Here is an 18,682-nt window from a genome sequence, read left to right as displayed (position 1 = left end):
CAAAAAGACCATGGCGCGACTGCGTTCCGACCAGCCGTTCATCCATCCCGATTGCCAGATTACCGGCAGCAACTTTGGCGAGTTTGTCGAGATCGGTGCCGGTACCCGCGTGGCGAATTCCGAGTTCGGTGATTACTCCTATTGCGACCGAACCTGCGACATCGCCAATGCCCGGATCGGCAAGTTTGCGAACATCGCCAGCTTCACTCGGATCGGGGCGACTGATCATCCGATGGAGAATGCCTCGCTGCATCATTTCCACTATCGGTCAGCTGACTATTGGGACGATGCCGAAGACGATGCCGATTGGTTTGCCCATCGCGCGGGTCGCACAGCTTTTATCGGCCATGACACGTGGATTGGACATGCCGCGATCATCAAGCCCGAGGTGACCATCGGCCATGGCGCGGTCGTCGCCTCTGGTGCGATTGTCACCAAGGATGTAGTGCCATACACGATTGTTGCTGGTGTGACTGCACAACCGGTGCGTCGTCGCTTTCCCGAGGATATTGCAGATCGCATGATGGCACTGGCCTGGTGGGATTGGGACAACAGCAGGCTTCGTACTACCCTGCCAGATTTCCGTGCCATGTCTGCCGAAGCATTTCTGGAAAAACACGAGGCGTGATCAAGTCAGCCAAGACGGCTCCCGCGCCCGCAGGGACATCGGCTGCGCCGATACCCCTTGGCGGCCTTGGGCCCGGCGCCGCGCATAGCGCGGCGCTATGCCCAACGGGATGAGGCCTCCGTCAGGAGGCTGAAGACGGGCGGTAGCACTCCAGTTATTCATCGCTTAGGGTAAGTGTCACGCGCTCACCTGCGAATACGGTCTTGCCATATTCAACGGGCTGTTCGTCAGGATCAGCGTTTACCCCCAGCGAATGCAGCACGGGGGCACCTTCGGTCAATTGCAAATGCAGTGCCTGCGTTGCGCTGGCGGATCGCGCGGTCAGGCGGGTCGAAATACGGGTGTAATCCGTCACACCGCAGGTTTGCAGGGCCTTTGTCACCGATGCGTTTTCGGACAGGGCGTCCAGTAGGTCGGGAAATCGCTCTGCCGGAAAGACGCTCTGAAACAGACCCACAGGTTGCCCGTCAGCCAGAGACAAGCCGTCGTAGACATGCACCGGGTCACCTGTTTGCAGGCCGAGCGCTTCCGCTTCGGCCTCATCAGATGCGCGGGTCGTCAGGGCCAGTACCCGTTTGCCCGGGATCTTGCCGCTGGCCGAGATGTTCTTGTGATATCTGACACGTTTGCCAATCGGGTAATCGGTGGGGCGGGCCGAAACAAACACGCCTGCACCGCGCCGGGCGTGGACCAACCCGTGCTCGGCCAGATCGGACAAAGCCCGTCGGACGGTATGCCGGTTTACGCCATGGGTTGCGGCCAGTTGTGCCTCGGTGGGCAGGCGGTCGCCGGTGTTGTAGCGGCCCTCGGCTATGTCCGAGGTCAGGGTCAGGGCGATGCTTTTCCAGATCGGTGTTTTGCTCATGTCATAAAAACTTCACGGCTGCGGAGATTGCGACTCGAGGTCGAAAGGTGTAATATTTGTCTAGTTGTATAGTAAAAATAGACAACCTGGCCAAGAGGCTATGATGGTGGAACAGACAGATAAATCAGCCGAAACCAGGCAGGCATGGATGGGTGTGCTGGCCCGGGCGCCGCAGGATGCCCTGATGGCGCTATGGGACGGCCTGCAGCTGAACCCGACATATGAATGGCTGCGTGCGCCCGAAATCGGTGGCGTCATGGTGCGCGGTCGCACGGGTGGCACGGGGGCCCCGTTTAATCTGGGTGAGATGACAGTGACGCGATGCTCACTGGTGCTGGAGGATGGCACGGTCGGGCACGGCTATGTTCAGGGCCGATCCCGGGATAAGGCCCGAACGGCGGCTCTGGTCGATGCGCTGATGCAGACCGGGTCTGCCGACATGGTCCGGGCAAAAGTGATTGATCCGCTTGCACGGGAGATGCAGGCCACCAAGACGGCACGTGCGGCCAAGGCAGCGGCCACCAAAGTCGAGTTCTTCACCATGGTACGCGGAGAAGATCAATGAGCGCGCAAACCCAATTCTCGGGTGGGTTCCTAAATGCGCCGATTGATGCCGCACATGCCTTTCGTGCGGCAATGACCGTCATGGCGCGACCTGGAGAGATTCGTGACCTGACTGGTGCTGAACCCCCCGTGCCTTTGTCCATTGCGGCGGGTACATTGCTGTTGACGCTGTGTGATCCTGAAACCCGCGTTCATCTTGCCGGGGAGGCTGATACCGAAACGGTGCGGAAATGGCTGACCTTCCATACCGGCGCGCCGATTGTTCCGGCGGTCGAGGCCGATTTCTCGGTTGGCCGCTGGGAGGATCTCATGCCGCTGAACACCTACCGGATTGGCACGCCGGAATATCCCGACCGGTCTGCCACGCTGATCGTGGAATGCGACGCGCTCAAACAGCAGGGCGCGGCACTCAGCGGGCCGGGGATCAAGGAGGTGGCGCATCTTTCGCTGCCGGATATCGCTGTCCTGCAAGGCAATGCAGCGCTCTACCCACTGGGATGCGACTTCTTTTTCACCAGCGGAACGCAAGTCGCGGCATTGCCGCGCAGCACGCAGATCAGGGCAGAGGGTTAAGCGATGTATGTTGCTGTCAAAGGTGGCGAGAAGGCCATCGAAAACGCCCATTCCTGGCTGGCCGAGGAACGGCGCGGATCAACGGATGTTACCGAGTTGAGCCTTGCGCAGATCCGAGAACAACTGAGCCTCGCCGTGAACCGCGTGATGGCCGAAGGGTCCCTGTTCGATCCTGATCTTGCGGCGCTGGCGATCAAACAGGCGCGCGGTGATCTGATCGAGGGGATTTTCCTGATCCGGGCCTATCGCACGACACTGCCGCGGTTTGGTTATTCCAATCCGGTTGAGACGGGTGGCATGGCATGTGATCGCCGCATCTCGGCCACCTTCAAGGATGCGCCGGGCGGGCAGGTGCTGGGCCCGACTTTTGATTACACGCACCGTCTGCTGGATTTCAAACTGGCTGCCGACGGAGAGGTGGCTGCTGCGCCCGAAGGTTCTGCCAGGCAGGAGGCAACACCGCATATCACCGAATTCCTCAAGGGTGAGGATATCATTCAGGACGAACCGCCCAGCGACGTGACACCGGGAGACCTGACACGCGAGCCGATGGAGTTCCCGTCGAACCGGCCACTGCGCCTGCAATCCCTAACGCGCGGGGATGAGGGGTTTGTGCTGGGCATGGCTTACTCGACCCAGCGCGGTTATGCCCGCAATCATGCGTTCGTAGGAGAGTTGCGGATTGGGAGGGTCGCGGTCGAGATGGACATCCCAGAGTTGGGCTTTTCCATCGAGATTGGCGAGGTCGAACTGACCGAATGCGAAACGGTGAACCAGTTCAAAGGGTCCAAAACCGAACCGCCGCAGTTTACGCGCGGCTATGGTCTGGTCTTCGGCCAGTCCGAGCGAAAGTCCATCGCAATGGCTCTGGTTGACCGTGCCCTGCGCTGGAAAGAACTGGGCGAGGACGATCTGGGCGCCCCGGCTCAGGACGAGGAGTTTGTTCTGAGCCACGCGGACAACATTCAGGCCACGGGCTTTCTCGAGCATATCAAGTTGCCGCACTACGTGGATTTCCAGTCTGAACTGGAATTGGTGCGGAAACTGCGCCGGGAAGCCGAAGAACGGATTACTGGGAAGGAGGCAGCAGAATGAAGGCGGTAGTTTTTGATATTGGCGGTGTACTGGTCGACTGGAAACCGCATCTGGCCTGGGTCGAGGCGCTTGGGTCGGAAGACGCCGCACATGCGTTTATCGAGCGCACGGATTTCCTGGCGCGCAATGCGCGTGGAGATAATGGCGAGCTTTTTGCCGATCTGGCACTGGAGCTTGACGATCCGCAGGACCAGCGCCTTTTTGCAGCATATGTAGGATTGTACACGCGTACCGTTGAAAACGCGATCCATGGAACCTGGGATGTTCTGGACCGGCTCAGGGCGCAGGGTACGCCGGTTCATGCCATAACCAACTGGTCAGCCGAAACCTGGCCAGAAGGACTGAAGGTGCACCCGCGTCTGGGCGAGGTGTTCGGAACATTGGTCGTTTCGGGGCAGGAGGGCGTGATGAAGCCTGATGCGCGAATTTTCGAACTGCTTTGCGCGCGTGCTGGTATTGCGCCCGAGGAGTGTGTGTTCATCGATGACGGTCTGCACAATGTCGAAGGCGCGCGTGCGGTTGGCATGGATGGCATTCACTTTACGACGCCGCGGGCGCTGGAGGCAGAACTGACCGAAAGGGACTTCCTGTGACGGGGTTCAGGATTGTCTGTCCGGGGCGAAGTGAGTTGGGGAACGCTCCGGTGTATCCGCGCGGGCTGGCGGAATTTTGCCGAGAGAGGTCTGCGTCGGCGCGCCGATCGCGCTCCATTCGTCTGTTGGGTCGCGTTGTTGCGCCTCACGTCGCCGTTTTGCATGGCGGGTGTGCCAAAGCAAATAGAAGAAAACGATCAATAAGAACGAACCAATTAACATTACGTCCACAAAAACACCAAAAAACAAAACGATACGCCAAATGACTGAGTATAACTTCGCATATCTGGACGAACAAACCAAGCGAATGATACGCCGGGCCATCCTCAAAGGCCTTGCCATTCCGGGCTATCAGGTGCCGTTTGCCAGCCGTGAAATGCCGATGCCTTACGGCTGGGGCACCGGGGGTGTGCAGGTTTCAGCGGCGACGTTGACGCCTGATGACACGTTCAAAGTGATCGATCAGGGCGCGGATGACACGACGAATGCGGTGTCGATCCGCAAGTTCTTCGAGAATACGGCGGGCGTCGCGACAACCGAAGAGACGGCCAAGGCCACAGTCATTCAGACCCGCCACCGCATCCCCGAGGCGAAGCTGACCGAAGATCAGATACTTGTCTATCAGGTACCGATCCCGGAACCGCTGCGCTTTCTGGAGCCGCGCGAGACAGAGACGCGCAAAATGCACAGCCTTGAGGAATACGGGCTTATGCATGTGAAGCTATACGAGGATATCAGCCAGCACGGCGCGATTTCGACCGCGTATGCCTATCCGGTCAAGGTGTCGGGTCGCTATGTCATGGACCCGTCGCCGATCCCGAAATTCGACAATCCCAAGCTTGAAATGGATGCGATCCAGCTGTTTGGCGCGGGCCGGGAGCAGCGGATTTACGCGGTCCCGCCGCACACCAAAGTCGTGAGCCTCGATTTCGAAGACCATCCGTTTGAAGCGACGAAGGCCGACCATCCGTGCAGTCTGTGCGGGGCCGAGGACAGCTATCTGGACGAGGTGATCATGGATGATGCGGGCAACCGGATGTTTGTCTGTTCTGACACTGACTATTGCCGGTCACGCCGTGAATTAGGCCATGTGGGCCGATTGGCTGAGGAGAGCGCGGCATGACCCCTTTGTTGCAGGTCAAAGGCATCGGGAAACGCTATGGCGCGCGGATCGGGTGCATGGATGTAAGCTTCGACCTCTACCCTGGCGAGGTGATGGGGATCGTTGGCGAGAGCGGGTCGGGCAAGTCGACCCTTCTGAACTGCCTGGCGGGGCATCTGGAACCGGATGGGGGTCAGGTGATCTTTGAAACTCGGGCGAATGGACCGGTTGACACCGTTACCATGTCGGAACCCGAACGTCGGATGCTTGGCCGTACCGACTGGGCTTTTGTGCATCAGCATGCGCGGGATGGTTTGCGCATGTCGGTCAGTGCCGGCGGCAATATCGGCGAGCGGCTGATGGCGGTCGGCGATCGTCACTACGGCAATATCCGCCACAAGGCCATCGACTGGCTGGGCCGGGTCGAAATCGAGGCAGAGCGTGTCGATGACCGCCCGACCGCGTTTTCGGGCGGGATGCAGCAGCGGTTGCAAATCGCGCGGAATCTGGTGACCGGACCGCGGCTGGTGTTCATGGATGAGCCAACCGGCGGGCTGGATGTCTCGGTTCAGGCGCGTCTGCTGGATCTGCTGCGTGGGCTTGTGCGTGAAATGGGGCTGAGCGCCATTATTGTCACCCATGATCTGGCTGTGGTGCGCCTGTTGGCGGACCGGTTGATGGTGATGAAGGATGGTCGCGTGGTCGAAGCCGGGTTGACGGATCAGGTGCTGGACGACCCGCAACACGCCTATACGCAGCTGCTTGTGTCGAGCGTTCTGCAGGTATGAGTATTTGGGAAAAGATGAAGTGCGATGATTGAGTTAGTCAACGTGAGCAAGAGCTTCACCCTGCACAATCAGGGGGGCGCGGTGATCCCGGTGATGGAAGGTGCCTGTCTGCAAGTCGGACCGGGTGAATGCGTGGCCCTGACCGGAGCCTCCGGAGCGGGCAAGTCGACCCTGATGCGGGTGATCTACGGAAATTATCTGGCCGCCTCGGGTCAGGTGCGCGTCGGCGGGGTGGATGTGGCGCGGGCTGAACCGCGCGAGATTTTGGCGTTACGGCGAGAGACGTTGGGCTATGTCAGCCAGTTCCTGCGCGTGGTGCCCCGGGTGCCGACGCTTGAGGTAGTGGCCGAGCCGTTGTTGGCGGTTGGCTGCGACAAGCACGCGGCCTTGGACCGCGCGGCCGGGTTGCTGCGGCGTCTGAATATTCCCGAACGCCTTTGGACACTCAGCCCGACGACATTTTCGGGCGGCGAACAGCAGCGGGTGAACATCGCGCGTGGTTTTGCGCATGAATATCCTGCCATGCTGCTGGACGAACCTACAGCCAGTCTGGATGCGCAAAATCGTGAAACCGTCCTGTCGCTGATCCAGGAGGCGAAACAGCGCGGCGCTGCGATTGTCGGGATTTTCCACGATGTCGCGGCGCGGGAGCGGGTTTGCGATCGCGAGGTCAACGTCTCGGATTTCACGCCGGGGGTGGCTGCATGACCTTGGCCCCCGTCATAGCGATTGTCGGCCCTTCGGGTGTGGGCAAGGACAGTGTGATGGAGGCGCTCGAGGCGCGGGTGGACGGCATTCAGCGGGTGCGGCGGGTGATCACGCGACCCGAAGGCGAAGGCGGCGAAGATTTCGAACGTGTTCCGGTCGAGATGTTCCGACAAATGGCACAGGATGGCGCATTTGTGCTGCATTGGTGCGCCCATGGGTTGCAGTACGGAATTCCGGGCGGGGTCGCGGATCAGCGCCGCGGGGCCGAGGCGTTGCTGGTCAACCTGTCGCGTGCGGTCCTGTTGCAGGCGCAGGATGTGTTTGGTGAGCTGATTGTCGTGTCGCTGACCGCAGATCCGGACGTTCTGGCACAACGCCTGTCGGCGCGCGGACGTGAAAATGCCGCGGAACAAGCGCGTCGTCTGGGTCGGGCGGAGGCTCCGCTGCCCGAAGGTTTGAACCGGGTGATCGAAATCGACAACTCAGGGCCCCTTGATGCCACTGTGGATGAGATCCTGTCCCGGCTTCAGCCGGAAAGGGCGTAGCGATGGATCAGGTGGAACCGACCGTCTTCAGCCTCGCCCACCAATGCCAAGTCGTCGATCCGAAACGGGGTTGGCAGCATCGGTTCAAGGTGTGTTGCAAGCGCTGCCTGAGCGCTGCGAAGCGTGGGTTTGTCGAGTTTGCCGCTAAGCGTGATGTGAAATCGGAACGAATCCAACACGTAAGGGTAGCCCCAGTTGACCAGATTGGCGTCCTGTTCCGGTGTCAGGCCGTTGCCACGACGGCGGGCCAGATCCGCGTCGGTCGCAGGGGCGCGGAACGTATCGAGATCGCGAACACAAGCGGCGGCCAGTTCGCCAAGTTTCGCGGTGTCTCCCAAGGGGCACAGGGCGAGGAAGCGGCCGAGCCGCGCAATCTCCAGACCCTCCAACGTGACCGGAGCGTAGGATGCCGCCAGTCGTATGCAGGCGTCCTGCAGTTCTGCGGCTGTTCGGGTTTTGTGCAGGCGGAAGGGCGGTTTCATCGTCGCATGCAGGCCGTATTTGCGCGGAACCTCGGTCACGGCGGCTACGTCTACGCCGTCGACGTCAGGATGCGCCGCCACCGAGCCCGTTTCCATGTTCCAACCCAGCCAGCTGGTTGCGAACCTTGTCCAGTCCGCGTCGCCGGATGGCGCAAAATAGATCGCATATCGCGTGAATGTCACATTGGCCTCCTACCTGTGTGGCCGATCCATAGCCCAAACTGCGTGAAGTTCAGATGACAGAAGAATTGATCCTTGCCAATGCGACGCTTGTTTTGCCCGATGAAACGGTTACGGGCAGCATTCGCATCCTCGGCGAAACCATTGCTCAGGTCGATACTGGCGCGGCAGTCCCCAAGGGGGCGACGGATTGCGAAGGCGATTACGTCAGCCCCGGTCTTGTCGAATTGCATACCGACAATCTGGAGCGTCACATTCAGCCGCGTCCTAACGTACACTGGCCGCACGCCGCGGCGATCATTGCCCATGATGCGGAACTTGCCAGCACCGGCATTACGACCGTCTTTGATGCCATGCGCGTGGGTTCCATCCCTTCGGGCGCGGGGCGTTACGGGAAATATGCCCGGGGTTTGTCGCGCGAGCTGTGGCAATTGCGCGAGCAGGACGCATTGAAGATCAGCCATTTTCTGCATTTGCGGGCCGAGGTCTGTTCGGAAACTCTGATCGAGGAACTGGCCGAATTCGGCCCCGAAGATCGTGTCGGGCTGGTCTCGCTGATGGATCATACGCCGGGGCAGCGGCAGTTCCGGGACATGAACAAGCTCGAAGCCTATCTGAAGGGCAAATACGCGATGGATGACGCGATGTTCACGCGTCACGTGGCCCAGCTTAGGGGGTTGCGGGAACGCAATGGTAAAAAACACGAAACCGAGGCGGTCAAGGCCGCGCGTAGGTTCGGTGCGGTTCTTGCCAGCCATGACGACACCACAGCAGATCAGGTTCGTATCTCAGCCGGTCACGGCATTCGTCTGGCCGAGTTTCCCACAACGGTCGAGGCGGCGCAGGCCTGCCATGCGTATGACATCAAGGTCATGATGGGCGCGCCGAACGTGATCCGGGGTGGGTCGCATTCGGGCAATGTGGCCGCTCGGGATCTGGCCGAGCTTGGACATCTGGATATTCTGTCTTCGGATTACGTGCCGTCGGCGCTGCTGCTGTCCGCCACGATGCTGGGTGAGCTGTGGGGCAACATGGCGCAGGGCCTGAAGACAGTGACACAGACCCCCGCGCAGGCCGCCGGTCTGGCCGATCGGGGTGAACTGCGCGCGGGTTTGCGTGCCGATCTGATCCGCTTTCGCCTGCGCGATGGTATTCCGGCGCTGAGCGCGGCTTGGTCGCGAGGGCGCCGCGTCGCTTAGAGTGGCAGGGCAAAGGCCGCTCAGGTCCTGTAGAACAGATAGCGGTCCGGGGCGATGGTCTCGGGTCCGGCAAATTGCTTGAATCCCACTAGGGGCTGGCCGGAGATCAGCAATCCGCCCGGCAGCATGACCCGCGCGATCAGCGGGCTGAGGCGGGCGGCCTCGGCAACATCCTCTTCCTTGATGCCGCGTCCGAAATCATAGTGGGCCATGGCGATGCAGGGGCCGTTTTCTGCCAGCTTTTCCAGCATCGGTTCTGCCTCGCCCTGTAGAAAATCTTCGGCCGGGGGTGTGCTGGAGGGATGGCATTGCAACACGCGATCCATGACCCAGATGCGCCGGTCGGGCAGGATCTCCCGCAAATGGTCATAGGTCCGGCCATTGCCAAGTCCCATATCCAGAATATCCCCAGGTGTTTCGGCGATCCGGGCTGCAGCCCAGTTCAGACCGTCGCGTTGCGCGGTCAGGCGGCGCAGCATGGAATCAAGTCGGCTCATCGGGTACTCCGTGGGTGTTTCGAATGTGGGGCGCGGCCCAGATCTCCGTGGGTCCGTCCTGCAATCTGGCCAGCAGGGTTTCGGTAAATCGCCAGATGCCTGGATCGTGCACCAGGTGATGGGTCAGCACGCCAAACGGTTCGGCATTGTCCGCGCGACCTTCGCGCCGGTCGCGCAGCAAACCTGCGGTTCGGGTGATCAGTATGTCCGGATCAACAAGTCCCCGTGTCCCACGCCAGTCGATCGGGTCCAGATGGGTGTTCACCTGTTCCAGCCCAGGCGCGGCCAGCCTTGACGCACGCGGCGTTGCCGTTGACAGAATGCGGTAGCCGAGATCGGGCAAAACCTGCGCCACTTCGGGCGCGATGCGGTTCCACGGCGGAACGAAAACGGGCCTGAGCCGGTCGCCGAACAGTTTGTGCAGAGTCGAGATTCCAGCCCCCGCGTCCTGCGCAATTTGCGCCATTGGACGGTGCAGGCGGAATTCAGCTTTTTTCTCGGTGGCCGGAGCGTGGTTTTGATGGGACCACCCGTGCACCACCGGGACCAATTCGGAATGCTGCGCGACATAATCGACCAGGGCTTGGTCTGCGTCGCGGGGGATTACGGCAAGATGTACGGGCAGGCCGATGCGGCAAGACAGAGCCGACAGGGTTTCAAGCTGCGGCGTCACGGTTACCGCATCGTCGTCCCGCCACCAAAGCGGCAGGGTCAACTCTGCATCCGACCAGAGTTTCAGTTCGTGTGTCAGAGGGTTCCAGTTTGCGGTCATCGGCACCGCTCCAGCAGCGTTTTCGTGATCTCGACCGCTTCCCGCGCCCCGTCGAACCCCTGTGTTGGAACCTCCCGTGCACCGTCTGACAAGACTGTGCCGACAGCCTTGGCCAGAGCAGTGCCGCTTAACCGGGCGCTGGGCAGCACCCCGATGCCCGGAAGATCCGCAAGGCTTTGAGCGCGCAAACCCTGTTCGACCTCATTGCCGTCGTCAAAGGGTATGAAAACCGCCGGCGTTCCGCTTTGCAGAATATCCAGCGCAGTGTTGTAACCGCACATGCTGACCGAAGCGGCGGCAATTGGAAGCATTTCACGAAAATCCGGCCGGACCGGTTCCAGCGTGATGTTGGTGCCTTCGGCCTGTTTCGACAGATCGGCGATGCGCGCGCTTGCGTCTCGTCCGCCGACCAGCAGGCGCCAGCGCCTGTCTGGCATCTTTTGGGCGGCCTCGATGGCCGCGCGAAAGATCGGCTGGCCCACCGATCCGCCACCGGCGCTGACGATGACCTCGTCCCGGCCGACGCCGTCCGCGTGCGGTTGCGGTGCCGGTGGGGCAACAAAACCGGTGTAGTGCAACCGCTCGGACAGCTCAGCCGTGACAGGCCAACTGACATCCAGTTTCGTGAATTTTGGGTCCGAGTGGACAAGGATGCCGTCATAGTACCGCATCACCATCGCAAGTGCGCGATGAGCTTTCTCTGGTTTGGAGGGCGGCGCAAGGATGTCGCGGATCGACCCCAGAATCAGCGGGCGGCGCGGCAGGCCATGTGCTGCTTCAAGGGCAGCCGTGAACTCTCGGGCCAGCGAGCGCCGACCAAACGGAAACAGTTCGGTGATCAGAACATCCGGCTGAAAACGCCGAACGGCCTGCGTCAGCGCGACGATCCGGGCTGACAGATATATGTCGTCCGCAACAGAGCCTGTTTCGGTCAGAAGTCGCGTGAAGTCCGTTCCATCCGACCGCAGGGGAGGCAGCCCGAAAAGCGTCAGCCCCGCACTGTTCAGTTGCGGTGCGGGCATCCCGCCAGATACGACCAACACCTCAGCCCCGTCCCGCGCATAGGCGCGCCCAAGTGTCAGGGCACGGCTGAGATGACCAGTGCCCAACAGGTGCGTGACTACGATCAGAACCTTCATGAACTGCCCTTCGGGCGCAGCAGGCGAACCGGTTCGGGATCAGGGTGCATGTTTCTCATGTCGACGATATACAGCCGGTTGCGCTTGATTTTGAAGGGTGCGGGGCCGTTAAAGTCCCACCCCCAGGCCTGCGCCAGAATGACCCGCATGATACCGATATGGCAGACGGCAAGTGTGTCCCTTTGCAGGCCTGACAGCCAAGGGGCCAGACGGGCTCGGACGTCGGACGGGCTTTCTCCGTTTGGGGGGCGGAAATCCCATCCCCAGTCCTCGATATGGCGGTAACCGCTGCTGGCATCTGCGATCAGGTCAACGCCACGCTTACCCTCCCAGGCCCCCCAGTTCATTTCGATCAGGGCGTCTGATGTCTGCGACGCGCGTCCGGACACCAGTCGCGCCGTTTCGCTTGCACGCGTCAGAGGGCTGGACCACAGCTCGGCCGTGTCCCACGGGGAAGGGAGGGCGGAACCCGAAAGCTCGGCTTGCGCGTCGTCATCCAGTGCAATATCGCTGCGCCCCTGAATGCGCCCCGCACGGTTCCAATGCGTGTGGCCATGGCGAAGAAGGGCAAGCCGGGTCATGTAGGCACCCCCAATAGCGGGCGGGCGTGTTGCCAGAAGCGCCTGGTGGCTTCGGGCATCAGGTTGCGCGCTGCCACATGCGCGCGCGCGTTTTCTCCCAGCGCGCGGCGCAGGACCGAGTCATTCAGCAACAGCTGCATCCGGTCGGCCAGGCCTTGAGCGCCCGCTTCGACAGTCGGATGGTCCGAGGGGGCCAGAACATCGCAAACACCGGGTCTGTCCTGCGCAACAACCGGAAGGCCACAGGCCTGAGCCTCAAGATAGATCATGCCATAGGCTTCGTTCACGCCGGGCCAGACAAGAAAGGACGACTTTAGGTAGGCAGTTTGGACCCCGGCCCGGTCCAGCAGACCCAGAATACGCACCTTCCCGTTAAACCGGGCCATCAGTGCTTCGACTTCGGGTCGGGCGGGCCCATCGCCAACGATATTTAAGGCCCATTCCCCGTCAAGCTGGGCCAGTGCGTCGGCAAGAACCCGGTACGAGGTCAGCTTGTCGCCATGCCGCATCATGCCGACCGCCAGCATGGGCCCGTTGCGTTCCGAAACGGCGGGCAGATCTGCAATGGGCAGAAACGGCGGCAACTCGGCCAGGATTTGATCGCCAAATCGGTCCCGTTCCAGCGTGATCAGGTCGTTGGCGGTGTGATAGTAGATCACCCGCGCCGCATCACAGGCCCGATGCGCAGCACTGGCAAAATCGGCCCAAGGGCCGTTCAGCCGGCTGGAAGCGCGGGTGCTTTCCAATTGCACATACGGAAGACCCCGGGCCTTGCAGACCTGTGGCCCCAGCAGATCAGGGGCCTTGTAGTAGTTATGATAGGTCACCCACAGCGCAGTTTCGGCTGGCATCGTGTCCAGAACGCGTTCCACTTCGACCCGTGCCGCGGCATGCAACGCCTGCTGGGTTCCGGTATCTCCGGTCTTGTCATAGATGCGGAGCGTGGAAACGAGATCGACCTTGTCCCCCTGCGCGCCGATCGCCTTCATCAGATTGCGTGCCATTTCGCGGTCGCCCGAGGGAACCGGGCTGTCCGGAGATTTCATCGGAGCGTAAAAGGCAACCCGTGCCATCAGGCAGGTTCCAGACACAAGGCGTTCAGGCGGGCGGACAGCCGGGCAATGCCGGGATCCATTTGGAATTCGGTGATCAGACGGTTGTATGCCGCCGCAGCCATTCTGGCCGCATCTTCCGGATCGGCGGCAACACCGGATATCGCAGATGCCAGCGCTGCGGGATCATCGTCCGCCAGAATACCGTGCACTCCGGTCTCGATGAACTCGGGAATGGCGGAAACCGGGGTGGACAGGATTGGCAACTGCTGAGAGGCCGCTTCCATCAACACGTTGGGCAAACCATCACGGTCGCCGTCCACCGCAATCCGGCTGGGTAGAGCAAACAGGTTGGCACGCCGCATCGCCTCGATCACTTCGGGCTGATCGCAGGCACCTTTCCAGCTGATCCGGTTCGCCAAACCCGCAGCGACGGCCCGTTCCTGCAGCTGTTTGTTCAATGAACCGCCCCCGATATGGGTCCAGTGCCAGTCCAGTGCATCCGGTAACAGGGCGAATGCGTCGATCAGTCGGTCAAACCCTTTTTTTTCGACCAACCGGCCGACGGACAGCATGTGAAACGGGTCGTTTGCGGCCCGGATCATACGGTCAGGAGGGGACGGGAAGCGCGACAGATCCAGCCCGTGATAGATCAGTTCGATCCGCGCGGGATCATCAGAAAGCCCACGCAGGTGTTTTGCGCCAATGGCGGTGCAAGTGGCCCCAAACGCGGCACCAAACGTGTCGGACCGCAGTTTTTCCCGCTTCTCCCATTCTGGTGAGGTCCAGATGTCCTTGGCGTGGGCGGAAAAGCTCCACGGCAATCCCCGCATGATCGCGGCATATCGCGCGACTGAGGAGGGCGTGTGCATGAAATGCGCATAAAGCGCCAGCGATTGCTCCGGCAGTTCGGCGGCCAGAACGCAGGCCTGCCCGAAGCGCCGGATGCGATTGTGACTAGGGTCGCGGCGAAGATCATCGCGCCAGACCCGGTAAGCCTGGTTGTAGCCGGGCAAAGCCCGCGCCACATGACGGGCAGCCCAGACACGGCCGGGTTCTTCGTACAAGTACTCGGGCAGATAATGGACCCGACCCCGAAAACGGTCGTGCAGAGGGTGGCGTTTGACATCCGTTGGGTGGCGCAGGGACCAGATATCAAAGCGGTGGCCAGCCTCTTGCAGGGCCACCAGTTCCTGGGCGATGAACGTCTCGGACAGGCGCGGCCAACCTTTGACCAGCACCGCCAGTTTCGGCAGGTCTGCGGTCATCCGGTGGCCCGTTCCCGTTTGCGGCCCAGCAAAACCTCTATACGATCGGTCACGTAATCCAGCCCGCCCAACAATCCGCCCCGGATGGCTTCTGACGGCAGCGGCTGGTGCGGAATATTGCGAATGGCCTGGATCATTGCCTCGGTTGTCAACCCTTCCCGGCGTTCGTCCAGCATGCGGATCAGGCCCAGGTTTTCGGCCCGGGAAGCCCGGATCCACTGTTCCAGGCGCGGTGTCGTGCGCGGTACGATGACCGCGCGTTTGTCAAAGGACAGAACCTCGCAAAAGGTGTTGTAACCACCCATGCAGACAACTCCGGTGGCGCCGGCAAACAGGGTTTCAATCTGCGATTCAAATCCTACCGCGGTAACACGCCCATCAAGCGCGGCAACGCGCGTTTCGAACTCTTCTCGCAATTCGCCCGACAGGAACGGTCCGTAGACCAGCACCGCCCTTGGCGACAGGTCGGGGTCGCTTTCGTAAGCGGACAGCACCAGATTGACGAGCGCCTTGCCGTCTCCGCCGCCGCCGGGCGTGATCAGCACGTAAGGCTGCTTGGGTGGTTCGCCAACGGGGCCAAGATCGCGCCGAAGATAGCCTGTCCAGTGAATACGGGACTGCGCCGCCGGGCTGAGCGGCAGCCCCTTGGTCGGATCGTAGACCGAGCGCAACCCGTACACCCAGATTTCGTCGTAAAACCGCTCCGTCGCGGCCACTGCGTCCTTTCTGGCCCACTCGGCGGCTAGAACCTCGGGCTCGTCCAGAACATCCCGCAGACCCAGCACAAGCCGCGTCCGGCGCGAACGCTCAAGGGATTCCAGTGTACGCAGCAACTCGCCCCGAAACCCTGTCGGCTCTTTGTCCACGACAAAGACGTCAGGGTCGTATTGCTCGACCGCGGTCTGAATCAGACGGGCGCGCAGCTCCGTGACTTCTTCGATGCCCATGCCAATGGTCTGCGAGGCATATGAACCGTCGGCCCGCTTGGTGACGCCGGGCAAGCGCACATGGTCGACGCGGCGTGGAAACGTAAACCGCCCCGCCACGGGCGAACCCGTCAGGATCAGCGCCGACGCCGTCGGGTCTGCCTGAGTGATTGCGGCGGCCAGCGCACGGGAACGGCGCAAATGGCCCAACCCGAACGTATCGTGGCTGTAAAACAAAATGCGCGGCGCGCGGCCGGATATCTCACTATGTCGTTCTAGGCTCATGCCTTCGCCCGTTTTTTGTCATTTCGGTGCAGTATCCGCGCAAATGCACCCCTATCTTTTTATTTCAGTCTCTGCCCGCCAAACGAGCGCTGCCCGACCTGCAAATGCGCCATGCATTGCGATTTGGCAACATCAATTCCAGGGCAGAACAGGCGCGTGGCACCGGATTGTCCCGCCCGAACCTGTCTGACGGTGTTCACTTGTTACAGGATTGGTCATATTCAGTTTTTGTCAGGTTGAAAACAGCCTTGTCCAAAACTGTGCGCCAGGAACACGGCTGGACACTTTATCGAGATGGGAAGGTTGGATAATTTGAACACCTGTAAACGCTTGAGTATTCTGTGCGGCAACATGCGAACTGGACACAAACCCATGCACTTCAAACTGTTTGCCGCGCTGGTTTTCACTTTCTGGGCAGTGCTTGCTGCCGGAACGGGGGCCGTCGCTCAGACATCTTTGATTCCTGGATACCCGACTGCTGGCGACACCAGTGCCGAGACGAGCGCCGATGGAGACATAGGCGCAGCCATCCGCGCCGCGACCGAAGCTGGCGCAAGCGTGATCGTGATCGACAGCGCCGGGCAGGTCGCAACTGCCGGAACCACCGGAGCCGACGGTGCGGCTGCGGGTGCTGAGAACGACCCGATGGGTGAAGGCTCGCAACTGATGAAGGCGCAGGAGAGGTTCAGGACTTTCCGGGAGTCGGTTCAGTCGCGGCTGGAGGCGTTGCCCTATTCGATCTTCGAAGTGCAGTACATTCTGCGCCAGACCAGCCCGGACGGGCGGATCATGACCTATGTCGAGGTTCTGGCCTGGAATGTCCTGTTCCTGCTGCTGGGACGGTGGCTGTCCATCGAGATCTACGGCAAGCGTATCGCGCGGCGTATCGTGGTGGCGCGATCCAAGAACAACCCCCAGGGGTACCGTGAGAAGATGCCGTTCCTGGTGTTCCGTTTCCTGATGGGGATCGGGGCCACCGTGTTTGCCATGTTGCTGGCGCTGATCGTGGGGTATCTGTTTCTTGGCGAGGCCGAGGACATCTCGATCCAGTTCACGGTCACAGCCATCTTCACGGCGTTCTTCCTGTCGCGGACAGTGTCGGATCTGTGGCGGATGGTCCTGTCGCCCTACCTAAGCCAATACCGACTGCCACCCTTTTCCGACAGGGACGCAAAGCGGTTGTACATCTGGGCTTCGGCCATCGCGACCTATGACATTTCGGTCGTTCTGTTTTCCACCTGGGTTGCCGATTTCGGGCTGAACTACAACGTCTACGCGATGGTCTACGGAAGTCTGACAATGCTGGGCGCTGTCGCCAATGTCTTCATGATCCTATTCAATGCCCGTGCTATCTCGAACGCCATTCGCGGCGGACGCGCGCCGGATCAGGTGTCGTGGATATTGCGGTTCATCTCGTTCGCCTGGGCTCCTGTGCTGATCGTGTATCTGGTGTTCAGCTGGCTGAAACTGGCCGTGGATCTGTTGCTGGAAAATCAGAACTCAATACCGATTGTCGCCAGCAGCTATCTCATTTTCATGTCCGTCGTGATTGCATACGGCGCCATGAACTATCTGTTGGAGCGGTATTTCGACCGTAACCGTCAGATCGAGGAAATGAACGCCCGCGCGGAAGAGGCCGAAACCGAAGAGGGGCAAGGCGCAGCGGAAACACCTGAAGCTGAGCAGAGAAAGCACACCATCCTGACCTACGAGGATCTGGCCCGGCGCGTTGCGGGCATTCTGGCCTTTGTGGTTGGTGCCTACGCACTGGTGGTGATCTGGAACCCGGACGCCAACTGGAGCGAGGATCTTCCGATCGAGCGGGTGCTCGATGTGATGGTAATCATCTTCATGGGCTATATCCTGTTCCATTTCTTCCGCATCTGGATCGATTCCAAAATCGCCGAAGAAGAGGTCGATGTCGGCGAAGCGGAACTGGGCGATGAAGGCGGCGAAGGGGGGCAAAGCCGTCTGGCCACCCTGCTGCCGCTGTTCCGCGGTGCGATCCTTGCAGTTGTCGTCGTGACCATAATTCTGATTGTGCTGATGGAGCTGGGCATCAACGTCAGTCCGCTGTTCGCGGGTGCCGGTGTTGTTGGTCTGGCCGTCGGGTTCGGCTCGCAAACGCTGGTGCGGGACATCTTCTCGGGCGCGTTTTTCCTGATGGATGATGCCTTCCGTAAAGGCGAATATATCGATATCGGCGACGTGAAGGGGACAGTTGAGAAAATCTCGGTCCGGTCCTTCCAGCTGCGCCACCATCTTGGGGCGCTCAACACCATTCCGTTTGGCGAGATCAAGGTGCTGACCAACTACTCGCGCGACTGGGTGATCATGAAGCTGCCGCTGCGTGTGACCTATGACACCGATGTCGAGCAAGTGCGCAAGCTGATCAAGAAGCTGGGCCAGCAGTTGCTGAGCGATCCGGTGATCGGCGAGAACTTCATCCAGCCATTGAAATCGCAAGGCGTGATCGAGATGCAGGATTCGGCGATGATCATCCGGGTCAAGTTCATGACCAAGCCGGGTGACCAGTGGTTGGTGCGCAAAAAGGTCTATCAGGAAATTCGCGAGCTGTTCGCGCGCGAGGGCATTCGTTTCGCCCACCGCGAGGTCACCGTGCGTCTGGCCGATGACAAGAATGCCGAGGACCTGACGCCCAAGCAGCGCGAGGCCGTAACAGGCGCAGTGCAGGCGGCGATTGATGAAGACTATCTTGACGATATTGGCCCGGGCGGCGGCGATGACAGATAGCGCATCCTCCCGCCCCTTTGACCGGCGTCTCTGACGAGACGCCAGCAAAGAGTTGGGCTGGGCCGCGCGTCCCGCGCGGCGGTGGC

General features: G+C 60.8%; 21 protein-coding genes. 11 read left to right on the top strand and 10 right to left on the bottom strand.

Annotated elements, in window-relative coordinates; translation table 11 throughout:
• The first annotated feature begins 10 nt into the window (after positions 1-10).
• Positions 11-628, top strand: coding sequence for an LbetaH domain-containing protein (locus tag ACR0FE_RS05745; protein ID WP_480911634.1), 618 nt, complete (start codon positions 11-13; stop codon positions 626-628).
• Between the two features lie 154 nt (positions 629-782).
• Here ACR0FE_RS05745 and phnF read toward each other — a convergent pair whose 3' ends face one another.
• A complete protein-coding gene (gene phnF, locus ACR0FE_RS05740) occupies positions 783-1,493 on the bottom strand; it encodes a phosphonate metabolism transcriptional regulator PhnF (RefSeq protein ID WP_480911633.1) in 711 nt (236 codons plus the stop codon).
• Positions 1,494-1,596: 103 nt separating this feature from the next.
• Between phnF and phnG the strand changes: the two genes are divergently transcribed.
• The 8 genes from phnG to ACR0FE_RS05700 all read left to right on the top strand — a co-directional run bounded on the left by phnG (position 1,597) and on the right by ACR0FE_RS05700 (position 7,461).
• Entirely contained in the window at positions 1,597-2,058 is a 462-nt protein-coding gene (phnG, locus tag ACR0FE_RS05735) for a phosphonate C-P lyase system protein PhnG (protein WP_480909042.1), read from the top strand.
• Positions 2,055-2,630 carry a phosphonate C-P lyase system protein PhnH gene (gene phnH, locus ACR0FE_RS05730; RefSeq protein WP_480889911.1) on the top strand — a complete coding sequence of 192 codons (576 nt, stop codon included), beginning with the start codon at positions 2,055-2,057 and terminating at the stop codon, positions 2,628-2,630. Before phnG ends, phnH begins: the two co-directional genes overlap by 4 nt.
• A 3-nt stretch (positions 2,631-2,633) precedes the next feature.
• Positions 2,634-3,725, top strand: coding sequence for a carbon-phosphorus lyase complex subunit (locus ACR0FE_RS05725; RefSeq protein WP_480911630.1), 1,092 nt, complete (start codon positions 2,634-2,636; stop codon positions 3,723-3,725).
• A complete protein-coding gene (locus tag ACR0FE_RS05720) occupies positions 3,722-4,318 on the top strand; it encodes an HAD family hydrolase (protein WP_480911628.1) in 597 nt (198 codons plus the stop codon). Before ACR0FE_RS05725 ends, ACR0FE_RS05720 begins: the two co-directional genes overlap by 4 nt.
• A gap of 262 nt (positions 4,319-4,580) precedes the next feature.
• The gene (locus tag ACR0FE_RS05715; protein ID WP_480911626.1) at positions 4,581-5,441 is read left to right on the top strand and encodes an alpha-D-ribose 1-methylphosphonate 5-phosphate C-P-lyase PhnJ; all 861 of its coding nucleotides are present in this window, start codon (positions 4,581-4,583) and stop codon (positions 5,439-5,441) included.
• A complete protein-coding gene (phnK, locus tag ACR0FE_RS05710) occupies positions 5,438-6,208 on the top strand; it encodes a phosphonate C-P lyase system protein PhnK (RefSeq protein ID WP_480911624.1) in 771 nt (256 codons plus the stop codon). The genes ACR0FE_RS05715 and phnK overlap by 4 nt, the downstream gene beginning before the upstream one ends.
• A 24-nt stretch (positions 6,209-6,232) precedes the next feature.
• On the top strand, positions 6,233-6,916 hold the full coding sequence (gene phnL, locus ACR0FE_RS05705) for a phosphonate C-P lyase system protein PhnL (protein ID WP_480911622.1): 684 nt from the start codon (positions 6,233-6,235) through the stop codon (positions 6,914-6,916).
• Complete coding sequence (locus ACR0FE_RS05700; RefSeq protein WP_480911620.1) at positions 6,913-7,461, top strand: AAA family ATPase; 549 nt, start codon at positions 6,913-6,915, stop codon at positions 7,459-7,461. The genes phnL and ACR0FE_RS05700 overlap by 4 nt, the downstream gene beginning before the upstream one ends.
• Here the strand turns inward: ACR0FE_RS05700 and ACR0FE_RS05695 are convergent.
• A complete protein-coding gene (locus ACR0FE_RS05695) occupies positions 7,443-8,126 on the bottom strand; it encodes a DUF1045 domain-containing protein (protein WP_170825103.1) in 684 nt (227 codons plus the stop codon). The two genes, ACR0FE_RS05700 and ACR0FE_RS05695, sit on opposite strands and share 19 nt — an antisense overlap.
• A gap of 53 nt (positions 8,127-8,179) precedes the next feature.
• Here ACR0FE_RS05695 and ACR0FE_RS05690 point away from each other — a divergent pair, with 53 nt between their 5' ends.
• Complete coding sequence (locus ACR0FE_RS05690) at positions 8,180-9,322, top strand: alpha-D-ribose 1-methylphosphonate 5-triphosphate diphosphatase (RefSeq protein WP_480812601.1); 1,143 nt, start codon at positions 8,180-8,182, stop codon at positions 9,320-9,322.
• 20 nt (positions 9,323-9,342) lie between these two features.
• Here ACR0FE_RS05690 and ACR0FE_RS05685 read toward each other — a convergent pair whose 3' ends face one another.
• Genes ACR0FE_RS05685 through ACR0FE_RS05650 form a run of 8 tightly spaced genes read right to left on the bottom strand, consistent with a single transcriptional unit; the run spans position 9,343 to position 16,042 of the window.
• Positions 9,343-9,819 (bottom strand): class I SAM-dependent methyltransferase, encoded by a 477-nt coding sequence (locus ACR0FE_RS05685; RefSeq protein WP_170678362.1) that lies wholly within the window; start codon positions 9,817-9,819, stop codon positions 9,343-9,345.
• On the bottom strand, positions 9,806-10,591 hold the full coding sequence (locus ACR0FE_RS05680) for a polysaccharide deacetylase family protein (protein WP_170678360.1): 786 nt from the start codon (positions 10,589-10,591) through the stop codon (positions 9,806-9,808). The genes ACR0FE_RS05685 and ACR0FE_RS05680 overlap by 14 nt, the downstream gene beginning before the upstream one ends.
• The gene (locus ACR0FE_RS05675; RefSeq protein WP_480911617.1) at positions 10,588-11,730 is read right to left on the bottom strand and encodes a glycosyltransferase family protein; all 1,143 of its coding nucleotides are present in this window, start codon (positions 11,728-11,730) and stop codon (positions 10,588-10,590) included. Before ACR0FE_RS05675 ends, ACR0FE_RS05680 begins: the two co-directional genes overlap by 4 nt.
• The gene (locus ACR0FE_RS05670; RefSeq protein ID WP_480911615.1) at positions 11,727-12,311 is read right to left on the bottom strand and encodes a histidine phosphatase family protein; all 585 of its coding nucleotides are present in this window, start codon (positions 12,309-12,311) and stop codon (positions 11,727-11,729) included. The genes ACR0FE_RS05675 and ACR0FE_RS05670 overlap by 4 nt, the downstream gene beginning before the upstream one ends.
• Positions 12,308-13,384 (bottom strand): glycosyltransferase family 4 protein, encoded by a 1,077-nt coding sequence (locus ACR0FE_RS05665; RefSeq protein ID WP_480911613.1) that lies wholly within the window; start codon positions 13,382-13,384, stop codon positions 12,308-12,310. Before ACR0FE_RS05665 ends, ACR0FE_RS05670 begins: the two co-directional genes overlap by 4 nt.
• Positions 13,384-14,631, bottom strand: coding sequence for a glycosyltransferase (locus tag ACR0FE_RS05660; RefSeq protein ID WP_480911611.1), 1,248 nt, complete (start codon positions 14,629-14,631; stop codon positions 13,384-13,386). Before ACR0FE_RS05660 ends, ACR0FE_RS05665 begins: the two co-directional genes overlap by 1 nt.
• A complete protein-coding gene (locus ACR0FE_RS05655; RefSeq protein ID WP_480524971.1) occupies positions 14,628-15,842 on the bottom strand; it encodes a glycosyltransferase family protein in 1,215 nt (404 codons plus the stop codon). The genes ACR0FE_RS05660 and ACR0FE_RS05655 overlap by 4 nt, the downstream gene beginning before the upstream one ends.
• Positions 15,843-15,901: 59 nt before the next feature.
• Entirely contained in the window at positions 15,902-16,042 is a 141-nt protein-coding gene (locus ACR0FE_RS05650) for a hypothetical protein (protein WP_480911609.1), read from the bottom strand.
• A gap of 172 nt (positions 16,043-16,214) precedes the next feature.
• Between ACR0FE_RS05650 and ACR0FE_RS05645 the strand changes: the two genes are divergently transcribed.
• On the top strand, positions 16,215-18,596 hold the full coding sequence (locus ACR0FE_RS05645; RefSeq protein ID WP_480911607.1) for a mechanosensitive ion channel domain-containing protein: 2,382 nt from the start codon (positions 16,215-16,217) through the stop codon (positions 18,594-18,596).
• Positions 18,597-18,682: the final 86 nt, after the last annotated feature.

The sequence above is a fragment of the Ruegeria sp. K7 genome, assembly GCF_056531785.1.
The sequence above is the reverse complement of the archived record's forward strand: the minus strand, read 5'-3'. Positions and strand labels throughout refer to the sequence as shown.

Coding starts and splice junctions, on each gene's coding strand:
- ACR0FE_RS05725 (WP_480911630.1), top strand. CDS start 2,634: ATGTATGTTGCTGTCAAAGGTGGCGAGAAGGCCATCGAAAACGCCCAT.
- ACR0FE_RS05700 (WP_480911620.1), top strand. CDS start 6,913: ATGACCTTGGCCCCCGTCATAGCGATTGTCGGCCCTTCGGGTGTGGGC.
- ACR0FE_RS05745 (WP_480911634.1), top strand. CDS start 11: ATGGCGCGACTGCGTTCCGACCAGCCGTTCATCCATCCCGATTGCCAG.
- ACR0FE_RS05680 (WP_170678360.1), bottom strand. CDS start 10,591: ATGACCGCAAACTGGAACCCTCTGACACACGAACTGAAACTCTGGTCG.
- ACR0FE_RS05690 (WP_480812601.1), top strand. CDS start 8,180: ATGACAGAAGAATTGATCCTTGCCAATGCGACGCTTGTTTTGCCCGAT.
- ACR0FE_RS05660 (WP_480911611.1), bottom strand. CDS start 14,631: ATGACCGCAGACCTGCCGAAACTGGCGGTGCTGGTCAAAGGTTGGCCG.
- phnL (WP_480911622.1), top strand. CDS start 6,233: ATGATTGAGTTAGTCAACGTGAGCAAGAGCTTCACCCTGCACAATCAG.
- ACR0FE_RS05685 (WP_170678362.1), bottom strand. CDS start 9,819: ATGAGCCGACTTGATTCCATGCTGCGCCGCCTGACCGCGCAACGCGAC.
- phnF (WP_480911633.1), bottom strand. CDS start 1,493: ATGAGCAAAACACCGATCTGGAAAAGCATCGCCCTGACCCTGACCTCG.
- ACR0FE_RS05675 (WP_480911617.1), bottom strand. CDS start 11,730: ATGAAGGTTCTGATCGTAGTCACGCACCTGTTGGGCACTGGTCATCTC.
- ACR0FE_RS05715 (WP_480911626.1), top strand. CDS start 4,581: ATGACTGAGTATAACTTCGCATATCTGGACGAACAAACCAAGCGAATG.
- phnH (WP_480889911.1), top strand. CDS start 2,055: ATGAGCGCGCAAACCCAATTCTCGGGTGGGTTCCTAAATGCGCCGATT.
- ACR0FE_RS05645 (WP_480911607.1), top strand. CDS start 16,215: ATGCACTTCAAACTGTTTGCCGCGCTGGTTTTCACTTTCTGGGCAGTG.
- ACR0FE_RS05665 (WP_480911613.1), bottom strand. CDS start 13,384: ATGGCACGGGTTGCCTTTTACGCTCCGATGAAATCTCCGGACAGCCCG.
- ACR0FE_RS05655 (WP_480524971.1), bottom strand. CDS start 15,842: ATGAGCCTAGAACGACATAGTGAGATATCCGGCCGCGCGCCGCGCATT.
- ACR0FE_RS05670 (WP_480911615.1), bottom strand. CDS start 12,311: ATGACCCGGCTTGCCCTTCTTCGCCATGGCCACACGCATTGGAACCGT.
- phnG (WP_480909042.1), top strand. CDS start 1,597: ATGGTGGAACAGACAGATAAATCAGCCGAAACCAGGCAGGCATGGATG.
- ACR0FE_RS05720 (WP_480911628.1), top strand. CDS start 3,722: ATGAAGGCGGTAGTTTTTGATATTGGCGGTGTACTGGTCGACTGGAAA.
- phnK (WP_480911624.1), top strand. CDS start 5,438: ATGACCCCTTTGTTGCAGGTCAAAGGCATCGGGAAACGCTATGGCGCG.